Origin of the sequence: Martinezella miluonensis, assembly GCF_900094545.1 — a bacterium.
Classification (GTDB): Bacteria; Pseudomonadota; Alphaproteobacteria; order Rhizobiales; family Rhizobiaceae; genus Rhizobium; species Rhizobium miluonense.
In genome coordinates, this window is sequence record NZ_FMAH01000018.1 from 49,711 (window position 1) to 75,550 (window position 25,840).

The 25,840-nt window shown below is 61.1% G+C and carries 31 protein-coding genes; 17 read left to right on the forward strand and 14 right to left on the reverse strand.

The window, feature by feature from the left end; genetic code table 11:
* The 4 genes from GA0061102_RS16040 to GA0061102_RS16055 all read right to left on the reverse strand — a co-directional run bounded on the left by GA0061102_RS16040 (nt 1) and on the right by GA0061102_RS16055 (nt 4,060).
* Nucleotides 1–1,044, reverse strand: a complete 1,044-nt coding sequence (locus GA0061102_RS16040; RefSeq protein WP_092850649.1) for a flagellar motor protein MotA — start codon at nt 1,042–1,044, stop codon at nt 1–3.
* Between the two features lie 133 nt (nt 1,045–1,177).
* A complete protein-coding gene (locus GA0061102_RS16045; protein ID WP_092850651.1) occupies nt 1,178–1,978 on the reverse strand; it encodes an inositol monophosphatase family protein in 801 nt (266 codons plus the stop codon).
* A gap of 192 nt (nt 1,979–2,170) precedes the next feature.
* Nucleotides 2,171–3,397, reverse strand: coding sequence for a tetratricopeptide repeat protein (locus tag GA0061102_RS16050; protein ID WP_092850658.1), 1,227 nt, complete (start codon nt 3,395–3,397; stop codon nt 2,171–2,173).
* Between the two features lie 9 nt (nt 3,398–3,406).
* A complete protein-coding gene (locus tag GA0061102_RS16055) occupies nt 3,407–4,060 on the reverse strand; it encodes a thiamine phosphate synthase (RefSeq protein ID WP_092850847.1) in 654 nt (217 codons plus the stop codon).
* Between the two features lie 222 nt (nt 4,061–4,282).
* On the opposite strand from GA0061102_RS16055, the gene GA0061102_RS16060 reads away from it, so the two are divergent.
* Nucleotides 4,283–4,543, forward strand: coding sequence for an ArsR/SmtB family transcription factor (locus GA0061102_RS16060; RefSeq protein WP_034476040.1), 261 nt, complete (start codon nt 4,283–4,285; stop codon nt 4,541–4,543).
* A gap of 251 nt (nt 4,544–4,794) precedes the next feature.
* Here the strand turns inward: GA0061102_RS16060 and GA0061102_RS16065 are convergent, their stop codons facing one another.
* A complete protein-coding gene (locus tag GA0061102_RS16065; RefSeq protein ID WP_037151622.1) occupies nt 4,795–4,968 on the reverse strand; it encodes a YdcH family protein in 174 nt (57 codons plus the stop codon).
* 231 nt (nt 4,969–5,199) lie between these two features.
* On the opposite strand from GA0061102_RS16065, the gene GA0061102_RS16070 reads away from it, so the two are divergent.
* The 6 genes from GA0061102_RS16070 to GA0061102_RS16095 all read left to right on the forward strand — a co-directional run bounded on the left by GA0061102_RS16070 (nt 5,200) and on the right by GA0061102_RS16095 (nt 9,131).
* Complete coding sequence (locus GA0061102_RS16070; protein ID WP_037151625.1) at nt 5,200–5,403, forward strand: YdcH family protein; 204 nt, start codon at nt 5,200–5,202, stop codon at nt 5,401–5,403.
* 19 nt (nt 5,404–5,422) lie between these two features.
* Nucleotides 5,423–5,917, forward strand: coding sequence for a 5-(carboxyamino)imidazole ribonucleotide mutase (gene purE / locus GA0061102_RS16075; protein WP_092850848.1), 495 nt, complete (start codon nt 5,423–5,425; stop codon nt 5,915–5,917).
* Complete coding sequence (locus GA0061102_RS16080) at nt 5,914–6,972, forward strand: 5-(carboxyamino)imidazole ribonucleotide synthase (protein ID WP_092850665.1); 1,059 nt, start codon at nt 5,914–5,916, stop codon at nt 6,970–6,972. The genes purE and GA0061102_RS16080 overlap by 4 nt, the downstream gene beginning before the upstream one ends.
* Before the next feature lie 153 nt (nt 6,973–7,125).
* Nucleotides 7,126–7,251 carry a type B 50S ribosomal protein L36 gene (gene ykgO, locus GA0061102_RS16085; RefSeq protein ID WP_003566454.1) on the forward strand — a complete coding sequence of 42 codons (126 nt, stop codon included), beginning with the start codon at nt 7,126–7,128 and terminating at the stop codon, nt 7,249–7,251.
* Between the two features lie 91 nt (nt 7,252–7,342).
* Nucleotides 7,343–7,972, forward strand: a complete 630-nt coding sequence (locus GA0061102_RS16090; protein ID WP_092850671.1) for a tetratricopeptide repeat protein — start codon at nt 7,343–7,345, stop codon at nt 7,970–7,972.
* Between the two features lie 109 nt (nt 7,973–8,081).
* On the forward strand, nt 8,082–9,131 hold the full coding sequence (locus GA0061102_RS16095) for an alpha/beta fold hydrolase (RefSeq protein WP_092850849.1): 1,050 nt from the start codon (nt 8,082–8,084) through the stop codon (nt 9,129–9,131).
* Here the strand turns inward: GA0061102_RS16095 and GA0061102_RS16100 are convergent.
* The gene (locus GA0061102_RS16100) at nt 9,110–10,051 is read right to left on the reverse strand and encodes a LysR substrate-binding domain-containing protein (RefSeq protein ID WP_092850674.1); all 942 of its coding nucleotides are present in this window, start codon (nt 10,049–10,051) and stop codon (nt 9,110–9,112) included. The genes GA0061102_RS16095 and GA0061102_RS16100 overlap by 22 nt on opposite strands.
* 110 nt (nt 10,052–10,161) lie before the next feature.
* Between GA0061102_RS16100 and GA0061102_RS16105 the strand changes: the two genes are divergently transcribed.
* The 4 genes from GA0061102_RS16105 (at nt 10,162) to GA0061102_RS16120 (ending at nt 12,591) form a co-directional block, all read left to right on the forward strand.
* Nucleotides 10,162–10,554 (forward strand): tautomerase family protein, encoded by a 393-nt coding sequence (locus GA0061102_RS16105; protein ID WP_092850677.1) that lies wholly within the window; start codon nt 10,162–10,164, stop codon nt 10,552–10,554.
* A 5-nt stretch (nt 10,555–10,559) separates the two neighbouring features.
* Entirely contained in the window at nt 10,560–10,955 is a 396-nt protein-coding gene (locus tag GA0061102_RS16110) for a cupin domain-containing protein (protein WP_092850680.1), read from the forward strand.
* A gap of 2 nt (nt 10,956–10,957) precedes the next feature.
* Complete coding sequence (locus tag GA0061102_RS16115) at nt 10,958–11,530, forward strand: DUF4865 family protein (RefSeq protein WP_092850683.1); 573 nt, start codon at nt 10,958–10,960, stop codon at nt 11,528–11,530.
* 89 nt (nt 11,531–11,619) lie between these two features.
* Entirely contained in the window at nt 11,620–12,591 is a 972-nt protein-coding gene (locus GA0061102_RS16120) for a threonine ammonia-lyase (RefSeq protein ID WP_092850686.1), read from the forward strand.
* Between the two features lie 84 nt (nt 12,592–12,675).
* Here the strand turns inward: GA0061102_RS16120 and GA0061102_RS16125 are convergent, their stop codons facing one another.
* The 4 genes from GA0061102_RS16125 to GA0061102_RS16140 all read right to left on the reverse strand — a co-directional run bounded on the left by GA0061102_RS16125 (nt 12,676) and on the right by GA0061102_RS16140 (nt 16,348).
* Nucleotides 12,676–13,311, reverse strand: a complete 636-nt coding sequence (locus GA0061102_RS16125; RefSeq protein WP_092850691.1) for a LysE family translocator — start codon at nt 13,309–13,311, stop codon at nt 12,676–12,678.
* A 99-nt stretch (nt 13,312–13,410) separates the two neighbouring features.
* Nucleotides 13,411–14,292: an NAD(P)-dependent oxidoreductase gene (locus GA0061102_RS16130; RefSeq protein ID WP_092850697.1), complete on the reverse strand. Its 882-nt coding sequence runs from the start codon at nt 14,290–14,292 to the stop codon at nt 13,411–13,413.
* A gap of 128 nt (nt 14,293–14,420) precedes the next feature.
* Nucleotides 14,421–15,860 carry a pyruvate kinase gene (pyk, locus tag GA0061102_RS16135; RefSeq protein WP_092850704.1) on the reverse strand — a complete coding sequence of 480 codons (1,440 nt, stop codon included), beginning with the start codon at nt 15,858–15,860 and terminating at the stop codon, nt 14,421–14,423.
* Nucleotides 15,860–16,348 carry a DUF1036 domain-containing protein gene (locus tag GA0061102_RS16140; protein WP_092850707.1) on the reverse strand — a complete coding sequence of 163 codons (489 nt, stop codon included), beginning with the start codon at nt 16,346–16,348 and terminating at the stop codon, nt 15,860–15,862. The genes pyk and GA0061102_RS16140 overlap by 1 nt, the downstream gene beginning before the upstream one ends.
* 204 nt (nt 16,349–16,552) lie before the next feature.
* Between GA0061102_RS16140 and GA0061102_RS16145 the strand changes: the two genes are divergently transcribed.
* From GA0061102_RS16145 to GA0061102_RS16155, 3 genes are all read left to right on the forward strand, one after another.
* A complete protein-coding gene (locus GA0061102_RS16145) occupies nt 16,553–17,347 on the forward strand; it encodes an N-formylglutamate amidohydrolase (protein WP_092850710.1) in 795 nt (264 codons plus the stop codon).
* 28 nt (nt 17,348–17,375) lie between these two features.
* Entirely contained in the window at nt 17,376–17,681 is a 306-nt protein-coding gene (locus GA0061102_RS16150; protein WP_092850712.1) for a DUF1244 domain-containing protein, read from the forward strand.
* A 172-nt stretch (nt 17,682–17,853) separates the two neighbouring features.
* Complete coding sequence (locus GA0061102_RS16155) at nt 17,854–18,105, forward strand: DUF2312 domain-containing protein (protein WP_004117455.1); 252 nt, start codon at nt 17,854–17,856, stop codon at nt 18,103–18,105.
* A gap of 81 nt (nt 18,106–18,186) precedes the next feature.
* On the opposite strand, the gene GA0061102_RS16160 is transcribed toward GA0061102_RS16155, so the two are convergent.
* The 4 genes from GA0061102_RS16160 to GA0061102_RS16175 form a co-directional block, all read right to left on the reverse strand.
* Nucleotides 18,187–19,239 carry an NAD(P)H-dependent flavin oxidoreductase gene (locus tag GA0061102_RS16160; RefSeq protein WP_167667993.1) on the reverse strand — a complete coding sequence of 351 codons (1,053 nt, stop codon included), beginning with the start codon at nt 19,237–19,239 and terminating at the stop codon, nt 18,187–18,189.
* Nucleotides 19,240–19,407: 168 nt separating this feature from the next.
* A complete protein-coding gene (locus tag GA0061102_RS16165) occupies nt 19,408–20,331 on the reverse strand; it encodes an NAD(P)-dependent oxidoreductase (protein ID WP_092850718.1) in 924 nt (307 codons plus the stop codon).
* A 133-nt stretch (nt 20,332–20,464) separates the two neighbouring features.
* On the reverse strand, nt 20,465–21,562 hold the full coding sequence (locus GA0061102_RS16170) for a branched-chain amino acid aminotransferase (protein ID WP_092850721.1): 1,098 nt from the start codon (nt 21,560–21,562) through the stop codon (nt 20,465–20,467).
* Nucleotides 21,563–21,752: 190 nt separating this feature from the next.
* On the reverse strand, nt 21,753–23,015 hold the full coding sequence (locus tag GA0061102_RS16175; protein WP_092850724.1) for a flavin monoamine oxidase family protein: 1,263 nt from the start codon (nt 23,013–23,015) through the stop codon (nt 21,753–21,755).
* Between the two features lie 204 nt (nt 23,016–23,219).
* Between GA0061102_RS16175 and GA0061102_RS16180 the strand changes: the two genes are divergently transcribed.
* From GA0061102_RS16180 to GA0061102_RS16190, 3 genes are all read left to right on the forward strand, one after another.
* Nucleotides 23,220–23,636, forward strand: coding sequence for a hypothetical protein (locus tag GA0061102_RS16180; RefSeq protein WP_092850732.1), 417 nt, complete (start codon nt 23,220–23,222; stop codon nt 23,634–23,636).
* 251 nt (nt 23,637–23,887) lie between these two features.
* Nucleotides 23,888–25,255 (forward strand): PepSY-associated TM helix domain-containing protein, encoded by a 1,368-nt coding sequence (locus tag GA0061102_RS16185; RefSeq protein ID WP_092850738.1) that lies wholly within the window; start codon nt 23,888–23,890, stop codon nt 25,253–25,255.
* A 56-nt stretch (nt 25,256–25,311) separates the two neighbouring features.
* Nucleotides 25,312–25,809: a copper chaperone PCu(A)C gene (locus GA0061102_RS16190; RefSeq protein ID WP_245298027.1), complete on the forward strand. Its 498-nt coding sequence runs from the start codon at nt 25,312–25,314 to the stop codon at nt 25,807–25,809.
* The last annotated feature ends 31 nt before the right edge of the window (nt 25,810–25,840 follow it).

Below are 25,840 nucleotides of genomic sequence, written 5' to 3' on the forward strand. Positions count from 1 at the left end.
TTACTTGCTCCCGGTCTTCTCGGCATGGCCGATGCGATCGGCAAGACGGTCGAGCGTCCGGCGCATCGATTTCGCTTCTTCCTGCTGTGCCTCGATCCAGTCGCGCAGCATCTGCTGCTCGTTGCGCATGTTCTTGACCAGCCCCTGAATGCCTTCGGCAAGGTTCGCCATCGCCGTCACCGAACGTTGGCCGCCACCCTCATCCGTGATCTTTCGGAGATAGTCCGACAGCGCACGCATATCGTCCGACGAGGAGCCGGCAGCGGCATCGATAACAGGCGAAATATCGGAACCGACATCCGTGACGGAGGACAGCCAGTTTTCAAGCTCGGTATAGAAGCGGTTCTGCGCGCGTCCCGCCTGCAGGTCGAGAAAGCCGAGGATCAGCGATCCGGACAGGCCAAGCAGCGAGGACGAGAAGGCCGTGCCCATGCCGACCAGCGGACCGGAGAGGCCGGTTTTCAGGGCGCTCAGAATATCGCCGCTGTCGCCGGTGCCGGCATCAAGGCCTTGGATGACGTCGTTGATGGAACCGATCGTGCCGATCAGGCCCCAGAAGGTGCCAAGCAGGCCGAGAAAGACGAGAAGGCCGATGAGATAGCGCGAGGTATCGCGCGATTCGTCGAGGCGCGTGGCGATCGAGTCCAGGATGGAGCGCAGTGTCGCCGTGGAGAGCTGCATCGCACGGCGATTGCCGAGCAGCGCCCGCATCGGCGCCAGCAGCCGCGGATTGCGGCCGACCTTGTCGGCATTGCCCACGGCGCGGAAATGATTGAACCAGCGAACTTCCGGCCGCAGCATCAGCACATGATTGAAAACCAGAAGGATGCCGACGGCTAGCACCCCGAGGATCAGGCCATTGAGGCCGGGATTGTGCAGGAATGCAACCTGAGCCTGCCGGAACAGGATGGCAACGATGAAGCCGACGATGATCAGGAAAAGGACCATCGTCCAGAAGAAAGCCATAGGGCTTGAGAGCTTGTAGGCGTAACCGCCCGACACATTGTCGGTCGATCCCAGATCCGCCAGTTTCACATTTTCCATCATAGGCTCCGCCACCGCATTTTCTGCAGCCGGAGACTAGATCAACATTGTGCCGAATTGAAGAGACGGAAAGCACAAAACCGCCCGTTGGCAACAGACTGTTTTGCCGCGCAAAAAACTGGCGGAGGCTAACTTACTTCGTCGGGATCGGCCGCTTGACGACCTCGGCAAGCGCCTTCTGAATATGCTCATTGCCGCAAATGATCGAGCCGGTGTCGAGCATATCGGTGCCACCATCGACATCCGAGGCAAAGCCGCCGGCTTCGCGGATGAGCAGGATACCAGCAGCAATATCCCACGCGGACAGGCCGGTTTCCCAGAAACCGTCGAAACGGCCGGCAGCGACATAAGCCAGATCGAGCGATGCCGAGCCGAGACGACGGACACCGGCAACTTCGCCCATGACATGGCGCAGCTCGACGAGGAACTTGCCGTGATTGCCGCGCCCGAGATTCGGAACGCCGCAGCCGATGACGCTGTCGGACAGCACGCGGCGCGAGGCGACACGCAGGCGACGATCGTTGAGGAAGGCGCCGCCGCCGCGCTCTGCGGTATAGAGTTCATCCGTCGCCGGATTGAAGGTAACGCCGGCAACGATTTCGCCGTTGCGCTCAAGGGCGATCGAGACCGCAAACAACGGAATGCCGTGCAGGAAGTTGGTGGTGCCGTCGAGCGGATCGACGATCCAGCGATGAGCACCGTCCGTACCCTTGATCTCCTCGCCCTCTTCGCCGAGGAAACCGTAGGTCGGGCGGGCCTTCATCAGCTCGTCGCGGATGATCTTCTGCGCCTTGATGTCGGCCTGGCTGACGAAATCGCCCGGTCCCTTCACCGAAACCTGCAGGTTCTGCACTTCGCCGAAATCGCGGCTGAGCGACTTGCCGGCCTTAAGGGCAGCCTGAACCATGACATTGAGAAGAGCAGAACGGGCCATCGGGTTTCCTTGGATAATGCAGAAGGCGCTGACCGGGCCCAAAATCGGACCCCGGCGGAGCGGAGCGTCAGCGCGAATAAAAGATTGGCGGCCTCAAGACCATAAAATCGGGGGAATTTCAAGTGGCGAGGCGACAGCGCAGGCAAAGTGGTGCTGCGAGGCATGTCGTAAGACCGGATTAAGGCCCGCTATTTACCGTACGCGGCGGTATTTGTTGGCAGCGTCGATGGCCGCCTTCTGCTGGTAATCCTCGATGCCCTGATAGAAATCCTCAAGCTGCGGATCTTTCAGGCCGGCCCGACGGGATATGACATACCAGGTGGCCGCCGCCACTGGATCCTGTGTCGTGCCGATGGCATTGATATAGAGATGCGCCAGCTTGTTTTGCGCGACGACATTGCCGCGATAGGCTGCAACCCGCATCCAGTTGAAGCCGTTTTCGAGATCCTGCTTGCCTGCCGTGCCGTTGATGAGCCAGATGCCCATATCGAGCTGCGCGGTATCGAAACCGGCATTGGCAGCGCGCGACAGCCATTCCCGGGCCCGCGCCTTCTTTTCCGCCGGCAGATCGGGAAGGTTGAGATAGAGCTGCGAGACGGCATATTGCGCATCGGCAATGCCCTGCTCGGCGGATTTCTCATAATAGGGAAGCGCCATCTGCAACCCCTTCAATCCGGGGTTTTCGGCAGTGATCATCTGGGCCACGTTGAATTCGGCGGAGGCCTCTCCAGCATCGGCCGCCTTCCGCATCCATTCGTCCGCCTTTTTCCGATCGCGGGGGACGTCACGCCCTTCCACCAGGATCAGCGCGTATTTGAACATCGCTGTAGCATCGCCGCCCTCGGCCGCCTTGCTGTACCAGAAGGCGGCGTCCTTGGTATCGCGCTTGACGCCGAGGCCCTGCGTCATCAGCTCGGCAATCAGGGTCTGCGCGGCAGCATCGCCAAGCTGCGCCCGCGGCAAGGCTCTTTGAAAGGCGGTCAGGTAATAGCCGCGCTGGAAGGCGCCAAAGGCCTCGTCAATCTTGCCGGTGAAAGGCTTTTCCTGCGGCAGATCGGGTAGCTTCGCGCCCATGCGCTCGAATACGCCTACACCTGCCGACGGCTTGACATCGGTTTCTGCCTTGGGTTCGGCGCCTGGCTGGATCTTCTCGTTCTTGAAGGTGCTGACATCGGCATTCAGCGGCCGCGTGACGATGCTATTGTTCTCTTGCGGCGCGCCTTTGTCCGTTACCGCCGAACCATCATCGAGCTGCGCATTGTTTTCGGGCCGCGCACCCTTCTCGGCTTGCGTCGTGACGCCAGGCAGCGAGGTGTCGCTATTTCCCGATTGCGCCACTGCCAACAGCGGAAATGCCGCAAGCCCGATTGCGAGCGCGGCAAGAAAGGATCGATGGCAGAATCGTGGCTTTGACGACATGAAACGCTATCAATCCTCAAACCGTGGCGCTTTTTCGTCGAGAAGCGCATTCACTTCGGCAACGATGGAAGGCGCATTTGCGGGCTCGGCGAACACCGCCGCACGCAGCGCCACGAATTCGGCGCCCGTCAAGGCCACCTCCAGCGCCGATTTCGCATCCGTGCCGCCCATGATGATGCAGGGGATCTCGATCATCGAGGCCCACCATTCCCCCAGCGCCAGATTTTTCGGATGCGCCTCGGGCTTGATATCGCCGTCCAGCTTACCGAAGAAGATATAGTCGGGCCGCAGCTCGCCAACCTCCAGCGCGCTGTGCCTTTCGGTGGCGCTGCCGCCGCCGACGATCAGCTTCGGCACGAATTTCTCCACGGCATCCGCAAGCTCGGCGAGATTGCCAGCGATATGCAGTCCGTCGGCTTTCGCCCGCCCCGCCACGCGGCTATCGCCGGAAATCAAGGCTGCAGCGCCGGCGGCCTGAACGATCGGCACCAGCTTTTCCGCATGCTTCTGGAACGCAACGTCATCCAGTCCGTATTGGGGAATGATCACCGAGGCGACATCGCCGCCCCTGAGTGCATCAGCAACGACCTTCGCCTGTTCCTCGATATCGGCGATATCGGGGACGATGAGAACGAGGCGGCAACGATCTTCGGGCACGGTCATGCGAGCTTCCATGGTTTCGGCTTCCATCGTCAGCGACGGCTCACCGGTTCGATAGTCGTGAGTAAATCCGTTAGCTCTCTCTGACAAGAGGCAGCAATCGAAACGGGCAATCCATGGCGAAAGGCATGCTGTTATCGGCGCCGCTGCAGGCCCCATTCCACAATATATCATGCAGCGCACAATTAGCTTGCCGCACCCTGGCGTTTGACGTAGCTTTTCGCCATGTCGACCATGGATCCTTTCGCAGCCATCGCGGACCCGAACCGGCGCTACCTGCTGGAGGAGTTGCGCCGCGCACCCAAGACGGTCAACGAACTGGCGCAAGGCCTGCCGATCAGCCGCCCGGCTGTCTCGCAGCATCTCAAGGCATTGCTCGACAGCAATCTCGTTTCAGTGACCAATGAAGGTACGAAGCGCATATACGCGGTCAACAGCCGCGGCTTCGATAAGCTCAATTTATGGCTGGATCAGTTCTGGTCCTGAAAGTCGGGCCTTCGCCTTCGTGACTTCAGTGAATTTGCGGAATTCGCCAGCAGATATCATCGAAGCTGACGCTCGCGGCATTTGCTACATAAGAAGGGAAAATTGCGCCAACCCCTACCCCGTACGATATGACGTTGGCGCATCCGCTTTGACGGAAATACTCATCGAATCTTGATTGCGAAATTGCTTCAGGATCTTTCGATCTGCATCTTGCCCCCAAGATCGATGTTTTGATCTCTACAAGCGTTGCGTCAGTGAACCGACGAACGCAGACGCTGGATTTCGTCTTTGACTCGCAATTTCCTGCGCTTGATATCAGCTATCGTGATATCATTGATAGAGGGAGACGTCAGTGCCAGATGCAGCTCCTCCTCAAGAGCGACATGTTTCTTTTCGAGCGATTCAAGATGAGCTTGAACAGTCATATGACCCTTCCTTCCTCTTTAAGGGCCCCGACCATCCATTCGCCAGGGCTCTAGGTGTCAACCTTCCCACTGTGCCATAATATCGAGCCCTTGTCGAAGGTGAAAACGTGGCCTATAGGCGGCAAATTCGTGATGAAGGATAACTTCCCGTTATCGCCATTTGGTGATAGGAGCTTGCGGGATTTACAAGGCGGAAGGGATGCGATTCCGCGAGATGCTGGGGAAATGAACATGGCCGATCAGGAACAGGCGGAAATCAGGCTGATCGTGGCGCGGCTGCGCCAGGAACACGAAGATTATGACGCCGCAATCAATGCCATGATCCAGACGGGCTGCGAAGCCCTTCGCATCCAGCGCATGAAGAAGAAGAAGCTCGTCATCAAGGACAAGCTTTCCAAGCTGGAAGACCAGATCATTCCCGACATCATAGCCTGAGGAGCATAACGCGACGATGATGACCGAAAGACCGCCTGTCGCCATCATTATGGGAAGCCAGTCCGACTGGGAAACCATGAAAAATGCCGCAGACACTCTGGAAACCTTGGAGATCACCTATGATGCGCGCATCATTTCCGCCCATCGCACGCCCGACAGGCTGGTGAGTTTCGCCAAGGGCGCAAGGGACGAAGGCTTCAAGGTCATCATTGCCGGCGCCGGCGGCGCAGCTCATCTTCCCGGCATGGCCGCATCCATGACGCCGCTGCCGGTTTTCGGCGTGCCGGTGCAATCGCGTGCGCTGTCCGGACAGGATAGCCTGCTCTCCATCGTGCAGATGCCGGCAGGCATCCCCGTCGGGACGCTGGCGATCGGCAAAGCCGGTGCGGTCAATGCCGCCCTTCTTGCCGCCGCCGTCCTGGCGCTCGGCGACGAAGAGATCGCCGACCGGCTCGACGAATGGCGGGCGCGACAGAGCGCCGCCGTTGCCGAATATCCGATGGACGACCTATGACCGAAAAGACGATCGGCATCATCGGCGGCGGCCAGCTTGGCCGCATGCTGGCCATGGCGGCCGCGCGCCTGAACTTTCGCACCATCATCCTCGAACCGCAGGTCGATTGTCCGGCTGCGCAGGTCGCCAGCGAGCAGATCCTCGCCGCCTATGACGATGCGGCCGCGCTGGCCGATCTGGCGAAGCGCTGCGATGTCGTAACCTACGAATTCGAAAACGTTCCGGTTTACGCTGCCGAAAAGCTTGCTGCAGACGTTGCCGTCTATCCGCCGCCAAAAGCGCTCGAGATGGCGCAGGACAGGCTGACAGAGAAGCGCTTCATCAATGGCTGCGGCATTCCGACCGCCCGCTTCCATGCCGTCGACAGCCAAGCCGACCTCGAAGCCGCGCTCGCCGATTTCGGCGGCCAGGGCGTGCTGAAGACCCGTCGCCTCGGCTATGACGGCAAGGGCCAGCGCGTCTACCGCTCCGCCGCGGACCGCGCCGATGGCGGCTATGCGGCCTTGGGCGGTGTACCCCTTATTCTCGAAAGCTTCGTATCCTTCGAGCGCGAGATTTCGATCATCGCCGCACGCGGCATTGACGGAACGGTCGCCTGCTACGATCCGGCTGAAAACATCCATCGCGGCGGTATCCTCCATACGTCCACGCTGCCTGCCAAAATTTCGGAGCGGACGGCAGCAGTCGCGCGCACGGCTGCGGAAAAGATCCTGACAGCGCTCGGCTATGTCGGCGTGATCGGCATCGAGTTCTTCGTGCTCGCCGATGGGAGCCTGATCGCCAACGAAATGGCGCCGCGCGTGCACAATTCCGGCCACTGGACGGAGGCCGCCTGCATCATCTCGCAATTCGAGCAGCATATCCGCGCAGTCGCCGGCCTGCCGCTCGGAAATCCTCAGCGCCATTCGAACTGCATCATGACGAATCTGATCGGCGACGACATTTTGGCACTGCCGGAATGGCTGCGCCTTGACGATGCGCTTGTGCACCTCTACGGCAAGAGCGAAGCGCGCCCCGGCCGCAAAATGGGCCATGTTACACAGCTTCTCCGCTAACAGCTGCGGGAAAAAGCCCCTGACATGGTTGACAGGCCCCAGGCGACAGGGTATTTGCTCCCCACCCTAAAGAGCGCGCCCCGAGCGCGCTTTTGATTGTTAAAAGATACGGGCGAATGTGACATTCCCCCTCGAACATCGCGGATCAGAAAAATGAAGATCAAGAATTCGCTCAAGTCGCTTAAGGCGCGTCACCGTGACAACCGTCTGGTCCGCCGCAAGGGCCGCATTTACATCATCAACAAGCTGAACCCGCGCTTCAAGGCTCGTCAGGGCTGATTGGCGCGCGGCTCCCATCCCATGGATCGGGCGCTCAGTTTTAGTTGATCGCATCAAATTTGTTTTTGATCTTCGACATTGGCGGGCTACTATGCCCGCCATGCGCGTTTTAGCTTTGTCATATCTAGCCCTGCCGATTCTGCTTGCTCTGACTGCCTTCGCACCTCATGCAGCGTTGGCGGATGAGCCGGTTGCTGTGGAAAAGAAGGATCCCAGTGCTTCCTCCGGCAGCCTCTCGCCCAAGCAGCAGCTCGACAATCTGTTCACGGCGCTGAAGCGCCAGCGAGATCCCGATCAGGCGGGCCTGATCGCAGATCAGATCAATGCCGAGCTCAGCGATTCCGGCAGCGCCACGATCAATCTCCTGATGCAATGGGCCGACAAGGCTATCCTGGACAAGCGCAGCGCCGCTGCCATGGATTATCTCGATCAGGTGATCTCACTGAAGCCCGACTATTGCGAAGGCTGGAACAGGCGCGCGACGCTGAATTTCGCCATCGGCGACTATCGCAAGTCGATGGAAGACATCAATCAGGTCCTGCGCATTGAGCCACGCCATTTCGGCGCGCTGGCCGGCATGGCGACGCTGCTGACCGAACGCGGCAACGATGCACTCGCGCTCAGGGCCTGGGAGCGCTTTCTGGAAGTTTATCCGGCGAATCGCTCGGCGCAGGAAGAAGCAAGCAAACTCTCGGAAAAGATTGCCGGCAGCCGTACCTGATCCCCTACCAAGGGGTGACCATCTTCCGTTGCGGAAACCACCCCAAAAGGGATGAAATGCCGCAGCGCTGCACTAGATTAGTGGTTTGCGATATTTGATCCGTGCCGCGATGATCGATTCTCTACTCACCGCCATTATCACGTTTGTTGTCTTTGCTGCGGGCTTTTCCGCCTACAAGACGCGTGCGATCGAGCAGACCTATCCGAATATCGGCGAGCTGACTGACATCGGCGGCTATCGTTTGAACGCCGTGCATCTGCCGCGCCCGGCGACCGCGGATCTCCCCGCATTGGTCTTCATCCATGGCGCCAGTGGTAATCTGCGCGATCAGTTCGCAGCCTTTGCGGCACCTTTAAGCGGCCGCGCCGAGATGCTGTTCGTCGACCGTCCAGGGCATGGTTACTCCGAACGCGGAACGGCTGAAAACGCCCTTCCCTCCGGCCAGGCCGATGCCGTCGCCAGGTTGATGGACAAGCGCGGCATCAAGAGCGCCATCATCATCGGCCATTCCTTCGGCGGTGCGATTGCTGCCGCTTTCGGCATGCGTCATCCCGAGAAGACAGAGGGGCTGCTGTTTCTGGCACCTGCCACCCACCCTTGGCCCGGCGGCGTCGATTGGTATTACACGCTCGCCGCCATGCCTTTCTTGGGCTGGCTCTTCACGCATTTGTTTGTCATCCCGCTTGGCCTGCGCAGGGTCGAGACCGGCACGCTCAGCATCTTCCGTCCGAACGCGCGACCCGCAGACTATATCATCAAGACGGCGCCAGAGCTGGTGTTGCGGCCACAGACCTTCCGCAACAACGCGGCTGACGTGGTCAACCTCCTTGCCTATGTCTCCGCTCACGCCCCGCGCTATCGCGAGATCAAGGCGCCTACTGTCATCATTACCGGCGACAGCGACGATATCGTACTGGAGGAATTGCATTCGCGCGGGCTTGCGCGGGATATTGTGGGTGCCGAACTCGTCACCATCCGCAACCTCGGTCACAAGCCGGACTACGTCACGACCGATGTCGCAATCGCCGCGATGGAACGATTGGCAGGCCAGCCGCGCGATCTGCAAGTGCTTGCCGCACAGGCGGAAATCCGGATCGCCGACCTGACGGAAGAATCAGCTGAGCCCAGCGCTGTCTCTCAGGCCGTGACGACCTCGTAGCCAGGCATGTCCTCGAATATCCGGCTCTGCGGCACAGCCTCGACCGCCTGCCGCACCGCCTGCAGCATGATCGATGCCAGTCGTTCCGTCGCAGGGCTCGTCTCTGCCTCGGCGCGATGCAATACGAGATCCAGCTTCGGCAAGGCCGGCAGCCCGGCTTGCCCTGGCGTCAGTTGCCGTACCTTCGGAGGCAGGCCGAGCGGGGTGCGCAGCGCCAGGCCGAGGCCCGCCGCCGTTGCCGCCCAAAGGCCTCCGAGGCTGGGGCTGACAAAAGATATCCGCCAGCCTATGCCGGCGCGATCGAGCGTCTTTGTGGCGATGTTGCGTAGCAGGCAGGGCGCCTCGAGCGAGGCAAGCGGCATGGCCTCGCCGCTGTCGGCATGCCATTGCACGTCACCATTCGCCGGACCGACCCAGCAGAGCGGCACTTCAGCGATACGATCCGTATGGGCCGTGCGGAAGCCATCGCTCCAGGCGAGTGCCAGATCGAGCTTGCCTGACGTCACCCGCTCGACCAATTCCACATTACGCACGACGCGCGCCTCGATGCGCACCTTTGGATGGGCGCGCGCGAAACGTCCGAGCACGTCGGGTAGCAGCGTTTCCCCGAAATCCTCCTGCAATCCCAGGCGCACCCAACCCTCAAGCTCGGTCCCGTGCAGCGCGGTAGCCGCCTCGTCATTCAGGTCCAGCAGACGTCTGGCATAGCCGAGCAGGGTCTCGCCGGCATCGGTCAGCGCCAGCCCTCGGCCCGCCTTGCGGAAGATCGGCGTCCCCGCCTGCTCTTCCAGCTTCTTGAGTTGGGCGCTGACCGCAGAGGTCGAGCGCCCGAGCCGGTCTGCCGCCTTGGCATAGCTGCCGAGATCCATGCCGGTGACGAAGCTGCGCAGCACATCGAGATCGAAAATAATCTTCCGCATGGATAACCATCCATATTTTTAGGACTATAAATCCATAATTATCTGATTTTCGGGATGATTATCTGCTGGCATTCTATGATCGTCAAGTGACACGGAAACAGGAGCATCCCATGCCATTCACCCGCATCACCCTTCTGCGCGGCAAGTCGCCGGAATATCTCAGGGCACTGTCGGACAATTTCCACCGTGCTCTGGTCGAAGCCTTCGACGTGCCGCCCACCGATCGCTTCCAGGCCATTCATCAGCTTGAGCCGCACGAACTCGTCTTCGATCGGACCTATTTCGCCAGCACCCCACGCTCGGACAACTACGTCTTCTTCGATGTCACCATCGGCAAGCCGCGCAGCACGGAGGTGAAGAAAGCTTTCTATCACCGGGTCGCCGAACTTCTTGGCGACGCGCCTGGCGTCCGTCCCGAAGACATCATGATCACGATTACGACGGCAACGCGCGAGGACTGGTCTTTTGCCGACGGTCGCGCGCAGATGATCGAACAGGTCTGAGAGCGATGCCCCAGGCCACATCGACCCAATCGCCCGCTGTTCACCGTGCCGGCACGAATATGCGGCCATCGCCCGAAGGCATCGCCACCGCCTCCTTCTTGGTGGAGCCGCTCGTGGAGAGCAGTGAAGACGGTGGGCTGACCGCGATGCGCTGCGCACTCGAGCCCGGCGTCATGACCCGCTGGCATACGCATCCGCACGGACAGATCCTCTATGTCCTGTCCGGCGTCGGCCTTGCCGAACGCTTCGGCGGCCCGACCGAAGAGCTGTATGCCGGCGATTGCATCAGCTTCGCACCGAACGAGCGCCATCGGCACGGCGCGACGCCGGAGAACGCCTTTTCCTATATCAGCATCCAGGCGGCGCAGGATGGAAGCGCCGTGACCTGGCTGGAGGAATGACCATGATCGCCATGCAATATGATTTCCCCCTGCCCGCGGATTACGACATGGCGATCATTGATCGCCGCATCCGCGAGAAAGGTCCCCTGCTCGACAATCTCCCGGGCCTGAAGTTCAAAGCCTACCTGACGGCAAGAAAGGGCGATGCTGTTACAGGGAGCAGGCAGAATCTCTATTCCCCCTTCTACGTCTGGCAGCAAGAGGAAGGCCTGAGCGACTTCGTCTGCGGTCCCGGCTTCCTGGCTCTGACCGAGAATTTCGGCCGTCCCCAGGTCAATACCTGGATCGTCTGGCACGCTGATACGGCTACGGATATTCGCAGCGCCAAGCTCGCCACGCGCGAGGTGGTCGCAATCGAGCCAGACGCATCGCTTGCCGACCTGCGAGGAGAAGAGAGCAAAGCCGTGGCCCAAGCGCTGTCGAATGGCAGCTCGCTCGCCTCGGTCGTCGCCTTCGAGCCGAGCCACTGGACGTTGGTGCGCCTCCATCTCTTGGCCGAGCCACCAAAAGATCCGGCCCAATCCGGGCTTCAGATCTATAATATCGGGCATCTCTCGCTGCCTGGCGGCGCCTGAAGTGTCACGGGGACAATCTCCTTGTTTTAAAGGAAAGGCGGGCGCTCTATGGATGGAAAGTCTTTCTGAATCAGAAGAGTGATCCCTCCATGGTCGATATCGCAATGATCGAAGCCGCCCGCACTCGCCTCGGCGGTCGGGCCCGGCGCACGCCGCTTCTCTCCTCGCCCTTTCTCGATGAGATCGCCGGTCGCCGCCTGTTCGTTAAGGCTGAATGCCTGCAGCATTCCGGCTCCTTCAAGTTTCGCGGCGGCTGGTCGGCGGTTTCGGCGCTGGAACCGGCTGTGCGCGCCAGGGGCGTCATCGCCTTCTCGTCCGGCAACCACGCACAGGGCGTGGCACTGGCAGCAAAGCTGCACGGCGTCCCCGCTGTCATCATTATGCCGACGGATGCTCCGAAGCTGAAGATCGCCAATACCCGCGCCTTTGGCGCCGAGGTCGTACTCTATGATCGCGTCAAGGAAGATCGCGACGAGATCGGCGCACGCATTTCCAGGGAGCGTGGCCTGACGCTCATCAAGCCCTTCGACGAGCCGCAGGTAATCGCCGGCCAGGGAACGACCGGGCTGGAAATCGCCGAACAGGCCGCCGAAGAAGGCATCGAGGCTGCAAGCGTGCTCGTCCCTTGCGGTGGCGGCGGCCTGACCTCAGGCATCGCGCTCGCACTCGAATCCCGTGCACCAGGCCTGAAGGTGCATCCATGCGAACCTCAGGATTTCGACGATACCGCCCGCTCGCTGGCATCCGGCAAGATCGAGCGCAATGCCGCGCTGCAGGGCTCGATCTGCGACGCCATTATCACCCCGCAGCCGGGCAACATCACCTTTCCGATCCTGAAGCGCCTCTGCGGCCCCGGCCTCGTCGTCACCGACGAAGAAGCGCAGAAAGCTATGGCGCTCGCCTTCACCCGCTTGAAGATCGTCGTGGAACCGGGCGGCGCCGTCGCACTGGCCGCAGCGCTTTTCCACAGCAATGATGTCGATGGCGATACGGTGATCGCCGTCACCTCAGGCGGCAATGTCGACAGGGATGTCTTCGAAGCGGCGCTGAGCCGCCACTAAAGCAATTCCAGAAAAACTGCGCAGCGGTTTTCCGCCCGGAATTGCGCGAAAACAAAAGGGCAGAGCGGCTTATTCTGCTCCGCCTCAATTCACAGCGCGACGATAGAGCGCCAGTGATCCGGCAAGAGCCAGCAGCGCGCCGCCACAGGCGCGCTCAAGCCATTTCGCCCCTTCCGACTTCAACACGCGCACAGCCTGCGAGCCGAAAACCGCATAGGCAAACATGATCGTGAAATCGAGCGCAGCGAAGATGACGCCCAGAATGATGTATTGCTGCAGTTGCGGCGCAGAAGGGTCGATGAACTGCGGTAGGAAGGCCGAGAAGAAGAGGTAGCCCTTGGGGTTGGTGACGGCGACCATGAAGCTCTTCAGGCCGATGGCAAAGGCGGTTCCCTTCGGCTGGCTCGCGCCGGCCTGCAAAGCGCCGTCGATGCTCCCCTTTGACCGCAGCATCATGATGCCGAGAAAGGCGAGATAGGCAGCGCCCACCCATTTCAGCGCCGAGAACCAGAATTCGGAAGCCGCAAGCAGGGCGCCAAGACCAATGGTGACGGCGGTGATCAAGACCGCATCGGAAAGAACCGCACCGACCATGCCCGGCAAGGCGCGTTTGACGCCGAAGCGTGAACCGTTGGTCAGCGCCAGAAGCACGGTCGGCCCCGGCGTCGCAATGCCGATGAAAGAAACGGCGACGAAGGCGAGCAGCGTGGTCAGATGCATGATGTCCCTCCTCTTTGGGCGAGGAAGGTTGCATGCGGTGCGGCGGTTAGCAAGTGCCTGCTTGAAGGCTTCCAGTATGCCGAGCCTCTGGCTTATGAACTACTCCGCCAGCCCCGCATCCTTGGCAGCCAAGGCGCCGATGGCCGACCAATCCAGCTCCTCCCCGCCATGCGCAAGCAAGGTCAGGAACCGGTCACGCAGCAGGCTGGCAAGCGGCAATGGCACATTGAGCGCCTCGCCGGCGGCCAGTGCCAGCCGGACATCCTTCTGGCCGAGCGGCGCGGTGAAGCCGGCGGGCTTGAACTTGCGATCCGCGATCAACCCGCCATAGGTCTTGTAGACGGGCGCATTGAACAGCGTCGAGGTCAAGAGATCGAGATAGGCGTGCCTGTCCACACCGCCCTTCTCGACCAGCGCCATGGCCTCGCCAAGCGACTCGATGACGGCGGCGATGAGGAAATTGCCGCTGAGCTTGACGAGATTGGCAGCCTTCGGTTCCTCGCCGAGCACGAAGCTACGCTGACCTATAGCCTCGAAGAGCGGCATGACCGATTGGATCGCGTCGGGCGTACCGGCTGCGGCAACGAAGAGCTTCGCCGCGGCAGCAGCTTCCGGACGACCGAAGACGGGTGCGGAGACGAAACGTTGGCCGGCAGCCGCGTGCTCCTTGGTCAACCGTTCGGACATGGCGACGCTGATCGTGCTTGCGGAGATATGAACTGCACCCTGACCGAGGCTTGCCAGAACGCCACCATCGCCATGAACGACGGCCGACAGCGCATCGTCATGGGCAAGCATCGTAAACACGGCCTTACCGCCGCAAGCCTCCGCCACGGTCGCGCCAACCTTAGCACCCTCGCCGACCAAAGCCTCGGCCTTATCCCGCGAACGATTGTAGACCGTCACTTCGTGCCCGGCCTTGATGAGATTGGCCGCCATGGCGCTGCCCATCTGACCCAATCCGATAAATCCGACTTTCATTGGCATATCTCCTTCTCAATCCGCCTGCTTGGGGTGCCCGCAGGCGCTCGGCTTCAAGAAAAAACCCGCCGTCTTTCGACAGCGGATCTCAGATATTTCAGGGTGCTGCCGCAATCAGATGTCGGCAATTACACGCCGGACTGGCCGTCCGAACCGATATAGGCAATGCGCAGCATGTTGGTAGCGCCCGGCGTGCCGAGCGGAACACCGGCCGAAATGATGATGCGGTCGCCCGGCTTGCCGAAGCCCTCCTCGGCAACGATACGGCAGGCATTGTTGACCATGTCGTCGAGGTCGGTTGCATCATGGGTGACGACGCAGTGCATGCCCCAGACGACGGAAAGGCGGCGTGCCGTCTGGATGATCGGCGACAGCGCCAGGATCGGAACCTGCGGACGTTCGCGCGAGGCGCGCAGGCCGGTGGTGCCGGATGAGGTATAGCAGACGATGGCGGCGAGCTTCAGCGTTTCGGCGATCTGGCGGGCGGCGAGCGAGATCGCGTCGGCGCCGGTTGCTTCAGGCAGAGCGCGCTGGGCATAGATGATGCCCGGATAGTGCGGCTCGCGCTCGATGGTGCCGGCGATGGAAGCCATCATGGAAACGGCTTCGATCGGATAGTCGCCGGATGCGGATTCTGCCGAGAGCATGACCGCATCGGCACCTTCGAAGACGGCGGTTGCGACATCGGAAACTTCGGCGCGGGTCGGAACCGGCGCGGAGATCATCGATTCCAGCATCTGCGTGGCGACGACAACCGGCTTGCCGGAGCGGCGGCAGGCGCGGATCAGCTGCTTCTGAATGCCGGGAACGGCTTCCAGCGGCATTTCCACGCCAAGATCGCCACGGGCCACCATCAGAGCGTCCGAAAGCTCGATGATTTCCTCGATGCGCTCGACAGCCTGCGGCTTCTCGATCTTCGACATCAGGCCCACGCGGCCGTGGGAGATCTTGCGAACTTCCGTCAAGTCTTCCGGGCGCTGGATGAAGGAGAGCGCCACCCAATCGACTTCGTTGGTGGCGAGAACGGCATCGAGGTCGGTGCGGTCCTTATCCGTCAACGCGCCGACGCCGAGCAGGGTGTCGGGCAGGCTGACGCCCTTGCGGTCCGAAATCTTCGTGCCCGAAATAACAGTCGTGACGATGCTCTTGCCATCGCACTTCTCGGCGCGGAGCGCGAGCTTGCCGTCGTCGATCAGCAGGCGGTGGCCCGGCTGGACCGATTCCAGAATTTCCGGATGCGGCAGGTAGACACGCGTGTTATCGCCAGGGATATCCTGATTGTCGAGCGTGAAAGTCTGGCCGGGCTTCAGATCGACCTTGGTTTCAGCAAACTTGCCGACGCGCAGCTTGGGACCCTGCAAGTCAGCGAGAATACCGATCGGACGACCACAGCGCGCTTCAACGGCGCGGATACGCTGAATCAGCGTGCGCATCACATCATGGCTGGCATGGCTCATGTTGATGCGGAACAGGTCCGCCCCGGCCTCATGAAGCTTCTGGATCATTTCCTCGGAAGAAGAGGCCGGACCGAGCGTTGCGAGGATTTTGACTTTTCGGTTTCGTTTCATCAATTCTGGCTTTCCTGGCTGCCCGGGGTATCGGAGAGCTGAACCATCCAGCTCGCCTGACGCCCCGTGTCGTATTCCTTGAATCCCATCTTCTGGTAGCCGCGCGCGTAGCAGTCCTTCACGCCTGGGATCTTGAATTCGTTCTCCGCCACGCACATTTCGACATCGCCGGTCCAGCGGCCGCCGCGGGCCGCATCTTCTGCGTAGAGATAATAATAGCGGGATTGGAGCGGCCCCTCGATCAAGGTGGCGCAGGTGTTGGCCGGAATTTGCCACCAGCCCTCCGTCACCCAGCCTTCCTTGGCGCGATAGCCTATCGCCACACCGACGAGATTCTGCGTACCGTTGCAAGTTCGGAAATCGGCATGAGCGGCATTCGGCAAGAAGAAGAGCGGCGCTGCCGCAGCGAGAATGAGGAACGCGATTCGGGCTAGCGGACCTGACCGCTTAACGAAACGTGGCGCTACTTGGCTGGACACGGCTTCCAATTGGCTCCCGGTTATTCGTTGTTGCGTCTTCTTGCGCCGCCATCCCATGAATGTCAACGCAACTCTAATCGATTATATTTTCTTCACGAGATGCTGACGGCACCACGCGCCGCTCTTCATCCGATCGAAGCTGCAAACCTTGCACCTTCCATCCGCACATGCAATCAAACAAAGAGTTGAAAATTTCAATAATCGACAATCCGCATGACCGACTTCAGACCTTTTGAAATCATACCCGGCAATCGTGACAAAGGCATGGTCATTCTCGGCGACCACGCCATGCGACATCTGCCCGAGCGCTATGGCAACCTCGGCTTGCCGGAAGCCGCTTTTTCCCGCCACATCGCCTATGACATCGGCATCGAAAGCCTGTGCCGCCATCTCTGCGAACGATTGGGCGTGCCGGGCGTGCTCGGCGGTTTTTCCCGCCTGCTGATCGATCCGAACCGCGGCGAGGACGACCCCACCCTGATCATGAAGATCTCGGATGGCGCGATCATATCAGGCAACCATCCGATCACGGATGAAGAATGGAACCACCGCATCAATGCCTTCCACCGCCCCTATCACAAGGCGGTCGACGAGACGATTTCCGCAGTGGCCGAGGCGACGGGCAAAGCACCCCTGGTATTCTCGATGCATTCCTTTACGCCGGCATGGAAGAGTGTGCCCCGGCCCTGGCATGCAAGCGTGCTTTGGGACAGCGACGAACGCGCCGTCGTGCCGCTTCTTGCAAAGCTCGGCGCCGATACCGATCTCGTTATTGGCGACAACGAGCCCTACGACGGTGCCTTGCGCAACGACACCATGTTCCGCCATTGCATGATGAAAGGCATTCCGCATGCGCTGCTGGAGGTCCGACAGGATCTGATCGGCGACGAGGCCGAGGTTATCGAATGGGCCGACCGGCTGGCACCGATCTTCGCCGAGATCAATGCCGATCCGGCATTGCACGAATACAAACGCTATCCTTCGCGCACCGGTCCTTACGAGGCGTGACGCGGCGAGCGAGTCGAGGAGAAAAGAGATGACCGCACTTACCAAGGAACAAGAGACCGAGCTTGAGGCCGCCGCGTTCCGCCGCCTCGTTGCGCACTTGCGCGAACGCAGCGACGTCCAGAACATCGACCTGATGAACCTGGCCGGCTTCTGCCGCAACTGTCTTTCCAACTGGTATCGCGAAGCGGCCGAAGAGGCGGGCCTGCCCGTCAGCAAGGACGAGTCGCGCGAGATGATCTACGGCATGCCTTATGAGGATTGGAAGAACCTGCATCAGAAAGAAGCCTCGCCTGTGCAAAAAGCTTCTTTCGAGCAAAACAAGCCGAAAGATTAACGTTCCCTTCACCAATCCGGCTTGACCTTGCGCGCCATTCGCGGCACGTCAACTGCCCGATCGAATTCGAAATACCGAGCAGGCCCTGAAGCGAAGTGAAGCATCGGCTGACCTACCGATCCCATTTGCGACCGGCTTCAAGCGACACTCTAAGACCCTTTAGGAGAAGTGCATGGAAGAAAATAGCGTCGAGAACGTAGCGGCAGCGGAACTGCGTCAATTCATTGAGCGCATCGAGCGTCTGGAAGAGGAAAAGGCCGCAATCGCCTCCGACATCAAGGACGTGATGGGCGAGGCCAAGGGCCGCGGCTACGATACCAAGGCGATCCGCACCATCATCCGCCTTCGCAAGAAGGACGCGAATGAGCGCCTGGAAGAAGAATCCATCCTTCAGACCTACATGGCCGCACTCGGCATGGAATAATCGAGGCTCTCAACAGCCTTGTGAGACGATCGGGAGCCGGCTTGCCGGCTCCTTTCTTTTTGGCATGGAGCCGGTGAAAGCTCACTCCGCAAACAGGCGGCCGATCAAATCGGCAGCGCTGCCCTGCCAGAGTTCGCCCTTGCCGGTTCCCGACCACAGAGACAGGAAATCTGCCGATCCCTTCGTCGTCGATGCGCCGCGCATATCGCGCGTAAATTTGTTTTGCGCCGGAAAAGGCAGAATGGCATCCGGCTTCCCGTCCATCTCGATCATGAAGCGATTTTCGATGCCGCGTGCAAAACGGCCCGAAAAGACGCGCGTCGTCCGCGTCCTGCGTTCCGGCGTTTCGAGAAGCTTCTTGCGATAGGGAGCCGATGTTCCGGCCTCGATGCAAGCAAGGAAGGCCGTGCCCATCTGGACGGCCTGCGCGCCCGCTTGCAGCGCCGCCCGAATATCACGACCCGTCATGATGCCGCCGGCTGCGATCAGCGGCACACGGATGGTGCCGACGCATTGCGCCAGGAGATCGCGAATGCCGATTTCCGGATCGGCCGCCTTGGCACCGAAAATGCCGCGATGGCCGCCAGCTTCGAAACCCTGCAGCGTCACCGCATCCACGCCGCTCTCTTCCAGCGCCCTTGCCTCATCAAGCGTCGTCGCCGTACCGATCAGCGGAATACCGGCCTTCTTTGCCTCACTTACGTGATCGGCGGCCAGCAAACCGAAGACGAAGCTGAAGCAGGCCGGCTTGACGCGCAGCACAGCCTCGAACTGCGCGTCGAAATCCTCTTCATAGGGAGGGCTAAGCTGCGGCGAAGGCACTTCCAATTCCCGGCGATATCGCGCGGTCGCCTCGACTGCACGCTCAACCCGATCGGCCGCAACCTCCGGGATCAAGTGCGGAATGAAGAGATTGATCGAAAACGGCTTGTCGGTTCGCTGGCGCACCTGGGCCGCGAAGGCTTCGATCGCCGCAGCATTCGAATAGGCGCCGCCCATGGCGCCGAGCGCGCCCGCGGCAGAAGCAGCCGCTACGAGGTCCACGGATGAGGGACCGCCGGCCATCGGCGCGACGATCAACGGATGCTTCAGACCAAGTTGTTGAAAGAGATTACTGTCCATAGGGGCAGACATGTCCGTTTTCCTTTCAGGAATGTCTGTTTAGATCTCAATCCAACATAGGCATTGCAGGGTGGTTTGCCAGAACAATTCCAAGAAAAACGCCTAGCGGTTTTCCGCCTGGAATTTCGTAAAACCTAATAGATAGAATGGGTTAGAAATTTCGCGAGGCGCCGAACCGACCTAAGAGCGACCAAGCGCCGCGGTGCGGGCCTCAATGGCTGCAACCACCGACATCATGTCGAGCCGGCCATTGCCGAGTTCGACGCTCTCCCCATAGAGAGTGCGGCAGAGATCGAGGATCGGCGACGCCATACCGGCGGCGCGCGCCGCCTGCGCGATCAGATTGGTGCTGTTGAACGCGTCGGCGGTTGCCGCTTGCACTGAAAAATCCCGGGCGATGAGCTTCGGAATTTTCACGCGCGCCAGATCGCTGGCCATCGGCCCGGAGTCGATCGCCGCCTGGAACGTCGCAAGATCGAGCCCGTTCCGCTCGGCAAAATGCGCCGCCTCGGCGAGCCCCGCTAGCATCGTGCACAGATAGAGATTGACGGTGAGCTTCATCAGCAGCGCGTTGCCGACCGGACCGCACAGGATCGTTTCGCGGCACATGCGCGCAAGCACCGGCCGCACCTCGGCAACCGTCTCCTCATCGCCGCCAAGCAAAGCAACAAGCTGTGCCGTCTCTGCCGGCTTCCTCGAGCCCGAAACCGGAGCCTCGACATAACGCCCGCGCGCAGCGACGATGTCGGCGGCAAGCTCGCGCGAATAGTCGGGCGGATTGGATCCCATCGAAACGACGATGTGCCCCGCGACCAGCTTGGCAAAGCTCGCTGTCCCGCGCTGCAGCACCGTATCCAGCGCGGTTTCGTTGACAAGCATCAGGATGACGATGCGCGCGCGCTCGAACACTTCCTCGATGCTTGCCGCCACAGCGGCGCCGGCCTCGCGCAGCGGATCGGCCGCTTCCGGCGAACGGTTCCAAACGACGAGTTTCGTGCCTGCTTTCGCGAGATTGAGGGCCATCGGCTGGCCCATGACGCCGAGACCGACAAAACCGATCTCCTCGCCCGGCTCGACGCCGGGACGTTCGCTGACCTTGGTCATCAAGACAACTCCGATTTTTCGGGTGACGATGCGATCTCAGATGTCAGAGCCCGGCGGAAGAGCTCATTGCCTTTCCCGCCGGATATCGATCACGATCCGGTCAGAGCCTGACGCGGATCAAGCGGCTTTCCGCTCAGAACAGGCGGTCGAGCCACTCATTCTTGTCCGGCGCGCGGCCGAACTGGATATCGGTCAGCGCGGCCTTCAGGCGGAGCGTGGTAGCCCCGGCATTGCCGTCGCCGATCGTGAAGTTGTGCTTGCGGCCCTTGACCTTGCCGATCGGCGTCACGACTGCAGCCGTGCCGCAGGCAAAGGCTTCGCGCAGACGTCCGCTCTGGGCGTCAGCCTGCCACTGCTCGATCGAATAGGGCTCCTCGCGAACGGTCAGGCCCATGTCGCGTCCGAGCTTGATCAGCGAGTCGCGGGTGATGCCCGGCAGGATCGTGCCCGTCAGCGGCGGCGTCTGCAGCGAGCCGTCGTCGAAGACGAAGAAGATGTTCATGCCGCCAAGCTCTTCGATCCAGCGCTTTTCGACGGCATCGAGGAAGACGACCTGATCGCAGCCTTCCCGCTGGCCTTCGGCGAGCGCGGAAAGGCTCGCAGCGTAGTTGCCGCCGCACTTGGCAGCACCGGTGCCGCCGGGGGCTGCGCGCGTGTAGTTTTCGGAAACCCAAAGCGTGACAGCCGATGCGCCACCCTTGAAGTAGGAGGCGACGGGAGAGGCAATGACACAGAAAAGGTAGTCGGTCGCGGGCCGCGTGCCGAGCGCGGATTCCGAACCGATCATGAAGGGACGCAGATAGAGCGACGCGCCCTCGGCGGTCGGAATCCACTCGCGATCGATCTTGACCAGTTCACGGACGGACTCGACGAAGAGCCTTTCCGGCAGTGGCGGCATGGCCAGCCGCTCGGCTGAGTTGTGGAAACGCTGCGCGTTGGCGCTCGGGCGGAAGAGCGCCGCCCCGCCGTCAGGCAGGTGGTAGGCTTTCATGCCTTCGAAGATTTCCTGCGCATAATGAAGCACCACGGTCGCCGGATCGAGAGCCAGCGCCTTGCGCGCCTCAATCTTAGCGCCATGCCAGCCGCGGTCCTGCGAATAGCGGATCGTCACCATGTGATCGGTGAATATCCGGCCGAAGCCCGGGTTCTGCAGCAGGGTTTCCCGCTCGCTGGCCGTTGCGGGTTTCGAATTCTTTTCGATGTCGAACGTCAGTGCGTCACCGTTACTCATGGCTCCTCCAATGCTTCATTTGTCGCGGCTTAAGCCGCCCGTCTCCCGAAGGAAGGTTTAAACCAAATCGGGTGGTATTTGATTGCGTTTACGCCTGTTGCCGCGCAAGTTTAAGAGCGCTTTGCGTAAATTTTCGAGCGGAATCGTTATTTTCACGCGGAAGCGCACGGCACTCTCCATCAACTCAGGATCACAGCGCCTTCGCGACCGCCTCGGCCGCAACGACCCCGCTTTCATAGGCACCATGCGCCGTCGAATATCGTGTCTGCGAGCAAGCCTCCCCGGCAAAGAACAGACGATCGTTACAGGGCGCAGCCAGCACGCCGCGCAGGTCGGAGGCGCCGGGGGTAGCATAGGAATAGGAACCGCCGACGAAGGGCTCGCTCGCCCAGGAAGACATGACGAGAGGCGATAGTTTCGCGCCAACATCCGAACCGAAGACACGCTTCAACTGCTCCACGGAGAAATCGAAGGCTGCTTCCATGCCCTGCCGTTCGAGATCGAGCGCAAGATCGCCGGCAAAATAAGCCTCTATGACGGGCGCACCGAACGGCCTCAGCTGATAGGCGCCGGTGCGGCGATCCTGCCGCGACCCCATGACATGCGTGTCCTCGGGGAACATGCCGGGCTCGGACACACGGATGAAAAGCTTGTTTGCCAATCCGAGAGGCAGACGCGAAGCCGCCTCTATCTTTTCCGGCAGCGGCGGCCAGAAAGCGACCCGCTCGGCGGCAAGGACATTGGTGGAGACAGCCACGACAACAGCCTTCGCCTTCAGCTCGCCCTTGCTCGTCGACAGCACAATATGATCGCCGCCGCTATGATCAATCCGGCTGACTTCTGCGCCGAGAATGGTCGGCACCGGCAAACCATAGCTGGCAACAAGCGTGCCGTACCCCTGCCGCACGCGCCAGTCGGGACCTGGCCCGGGATCATAGCGGCCAAGATCGATCACCGAAGACTTCGGCAACTCCGCCCCGGTCATGAATGCGCCGACTGCATAAATCCGCTCGTTCCAGGGAGCGCCAGGCACCAGCATGGTCGACAGATCGGCGTCAGCAACGCCCTCATAGGCATCGACCCGCTCGAAAAATTTGCCCACAGCCGCCGCAGCAGCCTTTGTGGCGGGATCGCCACGCTCGAGCTGCCGGCCGCCGTCGCTCCAGGGAGCGGGCGTGCGATCGACCGTCAGGCCGATCTCCTCTGTGATTTTTGTCCAGGGATTGGTGCTCGCTCCGTGCAGCCAGCCACAGCCGAGGTCAACCGCGGCTCCATCGGCACCGAAAGGATGGATCGTTCGAGCCCGCCCGCCGACGCGATCGGATGCTTCAAGCAGCACGATCGAAAGGTCGGGCCGAAGCACTTGCAGCTGCCGGGCAGTGCCCACACCGGCAGCACCGGCGCCGATCACGGCGATGTCGACATCGCCGCCCCTCCAGGATTCGATGGGCATTCCATTTCCTTTTCGCACAGGCACCTGAAGGCAAAGCGGCTGCAGGATGATGAACGACCCAAAACCCCGCTGAACCGTCAATCCAGACATGCCGACCAATCTGTAGCTGACCTTCGCGCGGCGTGTAAACGGGCACCACAGCGCGGCACACCAAATTGCCGCATTGAGCTACGGCGACGAATGTCGTAGGTGCTTTGGACAATAATGGGGACAAACGTGCGGAAGCGAACCTTTGGGACAACGCAGTGGCTGGTGCGCATTCTTTGCGCCGTCGCATTGCTGTCCGTCGGTTTTGCCCACCGCCCAGCCGTTTCGATCGCGGCTGAACCGCCCCCCTTCGAACTCGCCCAGTATCGTTTGCCCGATGGAACCCTGCCGGTCATCTGCGTCACCGAAAGGACGCCTGACGGTCAGGAGCACAGCAAAGCCTATATGCCGGGATGCGAAGCATGCCGCATTTCCGCCGCCGCCCTGCTCCCTACCCCGCCGACCGACACTTGCGAGCATCTCGCTTTTGTGCGTGAAGATGTCGTCGTTGCCAAAAGCGAGGCATTCCGTCGGCAGCTCTATCCGCCAAACAGCGGCCCGCGCGCTCCCCCCGCCCTCCGAAGCTTTGCCTGAACCCTGCGTCCCGGCCCGCGCCGTGACGCTTGTCGTCAACGGTGGCCAGACCATGCACGAGAGCTGATCGTGCCGGCTGCGGGTAAAGTGCCTTCCTGCCGATGTCACGAAGCTCAGACGGATCGGCTATAGCCGCTCCGCAGGCAACATCGGCACGGGCCGCGACCGGATCGGTCGTATCTCTCCCGCAGACAGGCATCCCTCTTGCAAATTGGATCATTCCGCACCGCCGCATCTTCGGGAAGTCCCCCATGTCTGCCTTCACTGCGACCGAGCCAAGTGCCGTCTCAGCCGATAATATCTCGCTCTACCGAGCGATCTGGCGCTGGCATTTCTTCGCCGGCCTGCTCGTCATTCCCTTCCTGCTCAATCTGGCGATCACCGGGTCCATCTATCTTTTCAAGGACCAGATCGCCGACACCTTCTATGCCCATCGTCACATCGTCGCCGATACCGGCGCAATGCTCCCCCCGCAGAAGATCGTCGACGCGGCGCTTGCGGCAATGCCGGGCGCCAAGGCGACGTCCTACCGGGAGGCCGCCGCCGGAGATCGATCCGCTGTCGTGACGGTGTCGAAAGCCGGCCAATCGACGCTGGTCTACGTCAATCCGCACAATGGCGACGTGCTCGGCTCAGTCGGCTCGAAGCAGGAATTCAGCTGGGTCGTCAAACGCATCCATAGTCTCGAATATTTCGGGACATGGACCAACCGTATCATCGAGATCGTCGGCGGCTTCGCGCTGATGCTGGTCGTAACCGGCATCTATCTCTGGTGGCCAAGACGCCAGACGGGCGGCGTGTTCACGGTGCGGGGTGCGCCTGCGCGCCGCGTCTTCTGGCGCGATCTTCATGCCGTGACCGGCGCCGTCGCGGGCATCGTCATCTTCTTCCTCGCCTTCAGCGGCATGCCCTGGTCGGGCTACTGGGGCGCCAACGTCAATGCGTGGCTGACCTCAAACGATCTCGGCTATCCCGCGGCCCTCTGGGACGAAGTGCCTAAATCCACCAAAGTCACGCAGGATATCGTCAATCGACCCGGCTGGATCGTCGAGAATGCGCCCGTGCCGCTTTCCGATGCGGCAACGACATCGAAGCCGATCGGGTTGGACAAGGCCGTCGAGATCGCCAGAGGGCTGGGCTTAGCTCCGGGCTTCAGCGTCGCTCTTCCTGCCGGCGAAACGGGCGTCTTCACCACCTCGATCTTCCCCGCCGATCTCTCGAAGGAGCGTACCGTCCATATCGATCAATACTCCGGCAAGCCGCTCGTCGATCTCTCCTTCGATCAATATCCGGCGCTCGGCAAGGCGATCGAATGGGGCATCAACGTCCACCAGGGGCAGGAGTGGGGTCTCTTCAATCAGCTGCTGATGCTGGCGACCTGCATTGCCATCATCCTCAGCTGCATCACGGCAGTCATGATGTGGTGGAAGCGCCGGCCTGCCGGTCGTCTCGGCGTGCCGCCCATGCCGCCGCAAAAGTCCGTCTATATCGGCCTGTGGCTGATCGCGATCGTCTTCGGCGCCGCCTTTCCGCTGACCGGCCTCGCCATCGTCGTGATGCTGCTGGTCGATCAAACCATCCTTCGTTTCGTGCCGCCGCTGAAGCGGTTCTTCTCATGAAAGGCTGCGCGGCAGCATCTGCCGCGCAGCACCCAGATCCCCGGAGGAAACCGATCATGAACCGATTTATCAGCTCCCTCATTGCCGTCAGCCTCTGCGTTGCCACTCCCGGGCTGGCTTTCGCCGGCGACGTCACAGTCGGAAATCTCAAGATCGCCGCATCCTATGCGCGCGCCATGGTGCCGGGCGCCGAAGTCGGCGGCGGCTATCTGACGATCACCAATACCGGCAAGACCGACGATCGGCTGATCGCAGCCAGCTCCTCGAGGGCCGGGAAGGTGGAAGTCCATGAAATGAGGATGGACAACGACGTCATGGTCATGCGCCAGCTCGCCGGCGGCCTGCCGCTGCCCGCCGGCAAAACCGTCCAGCTGAAGCCGGGCAGCTATCACCTCATGTTCATGGAGGTCGTCGATCCGTTCAAACAGGGAGAGACGATCAGAGCAAGATTGACCTTCGAAAAGGCCGGCTCGATCGATGTCGATTTCCCCGTGGGTTCGGCGGTCGCCAGCAGGGCTGATAATGGAGGCAAACATGCCAACGCAGCTGAATGAACGGCGCAGCGCCAGCCGCGTCTCTCTTCGG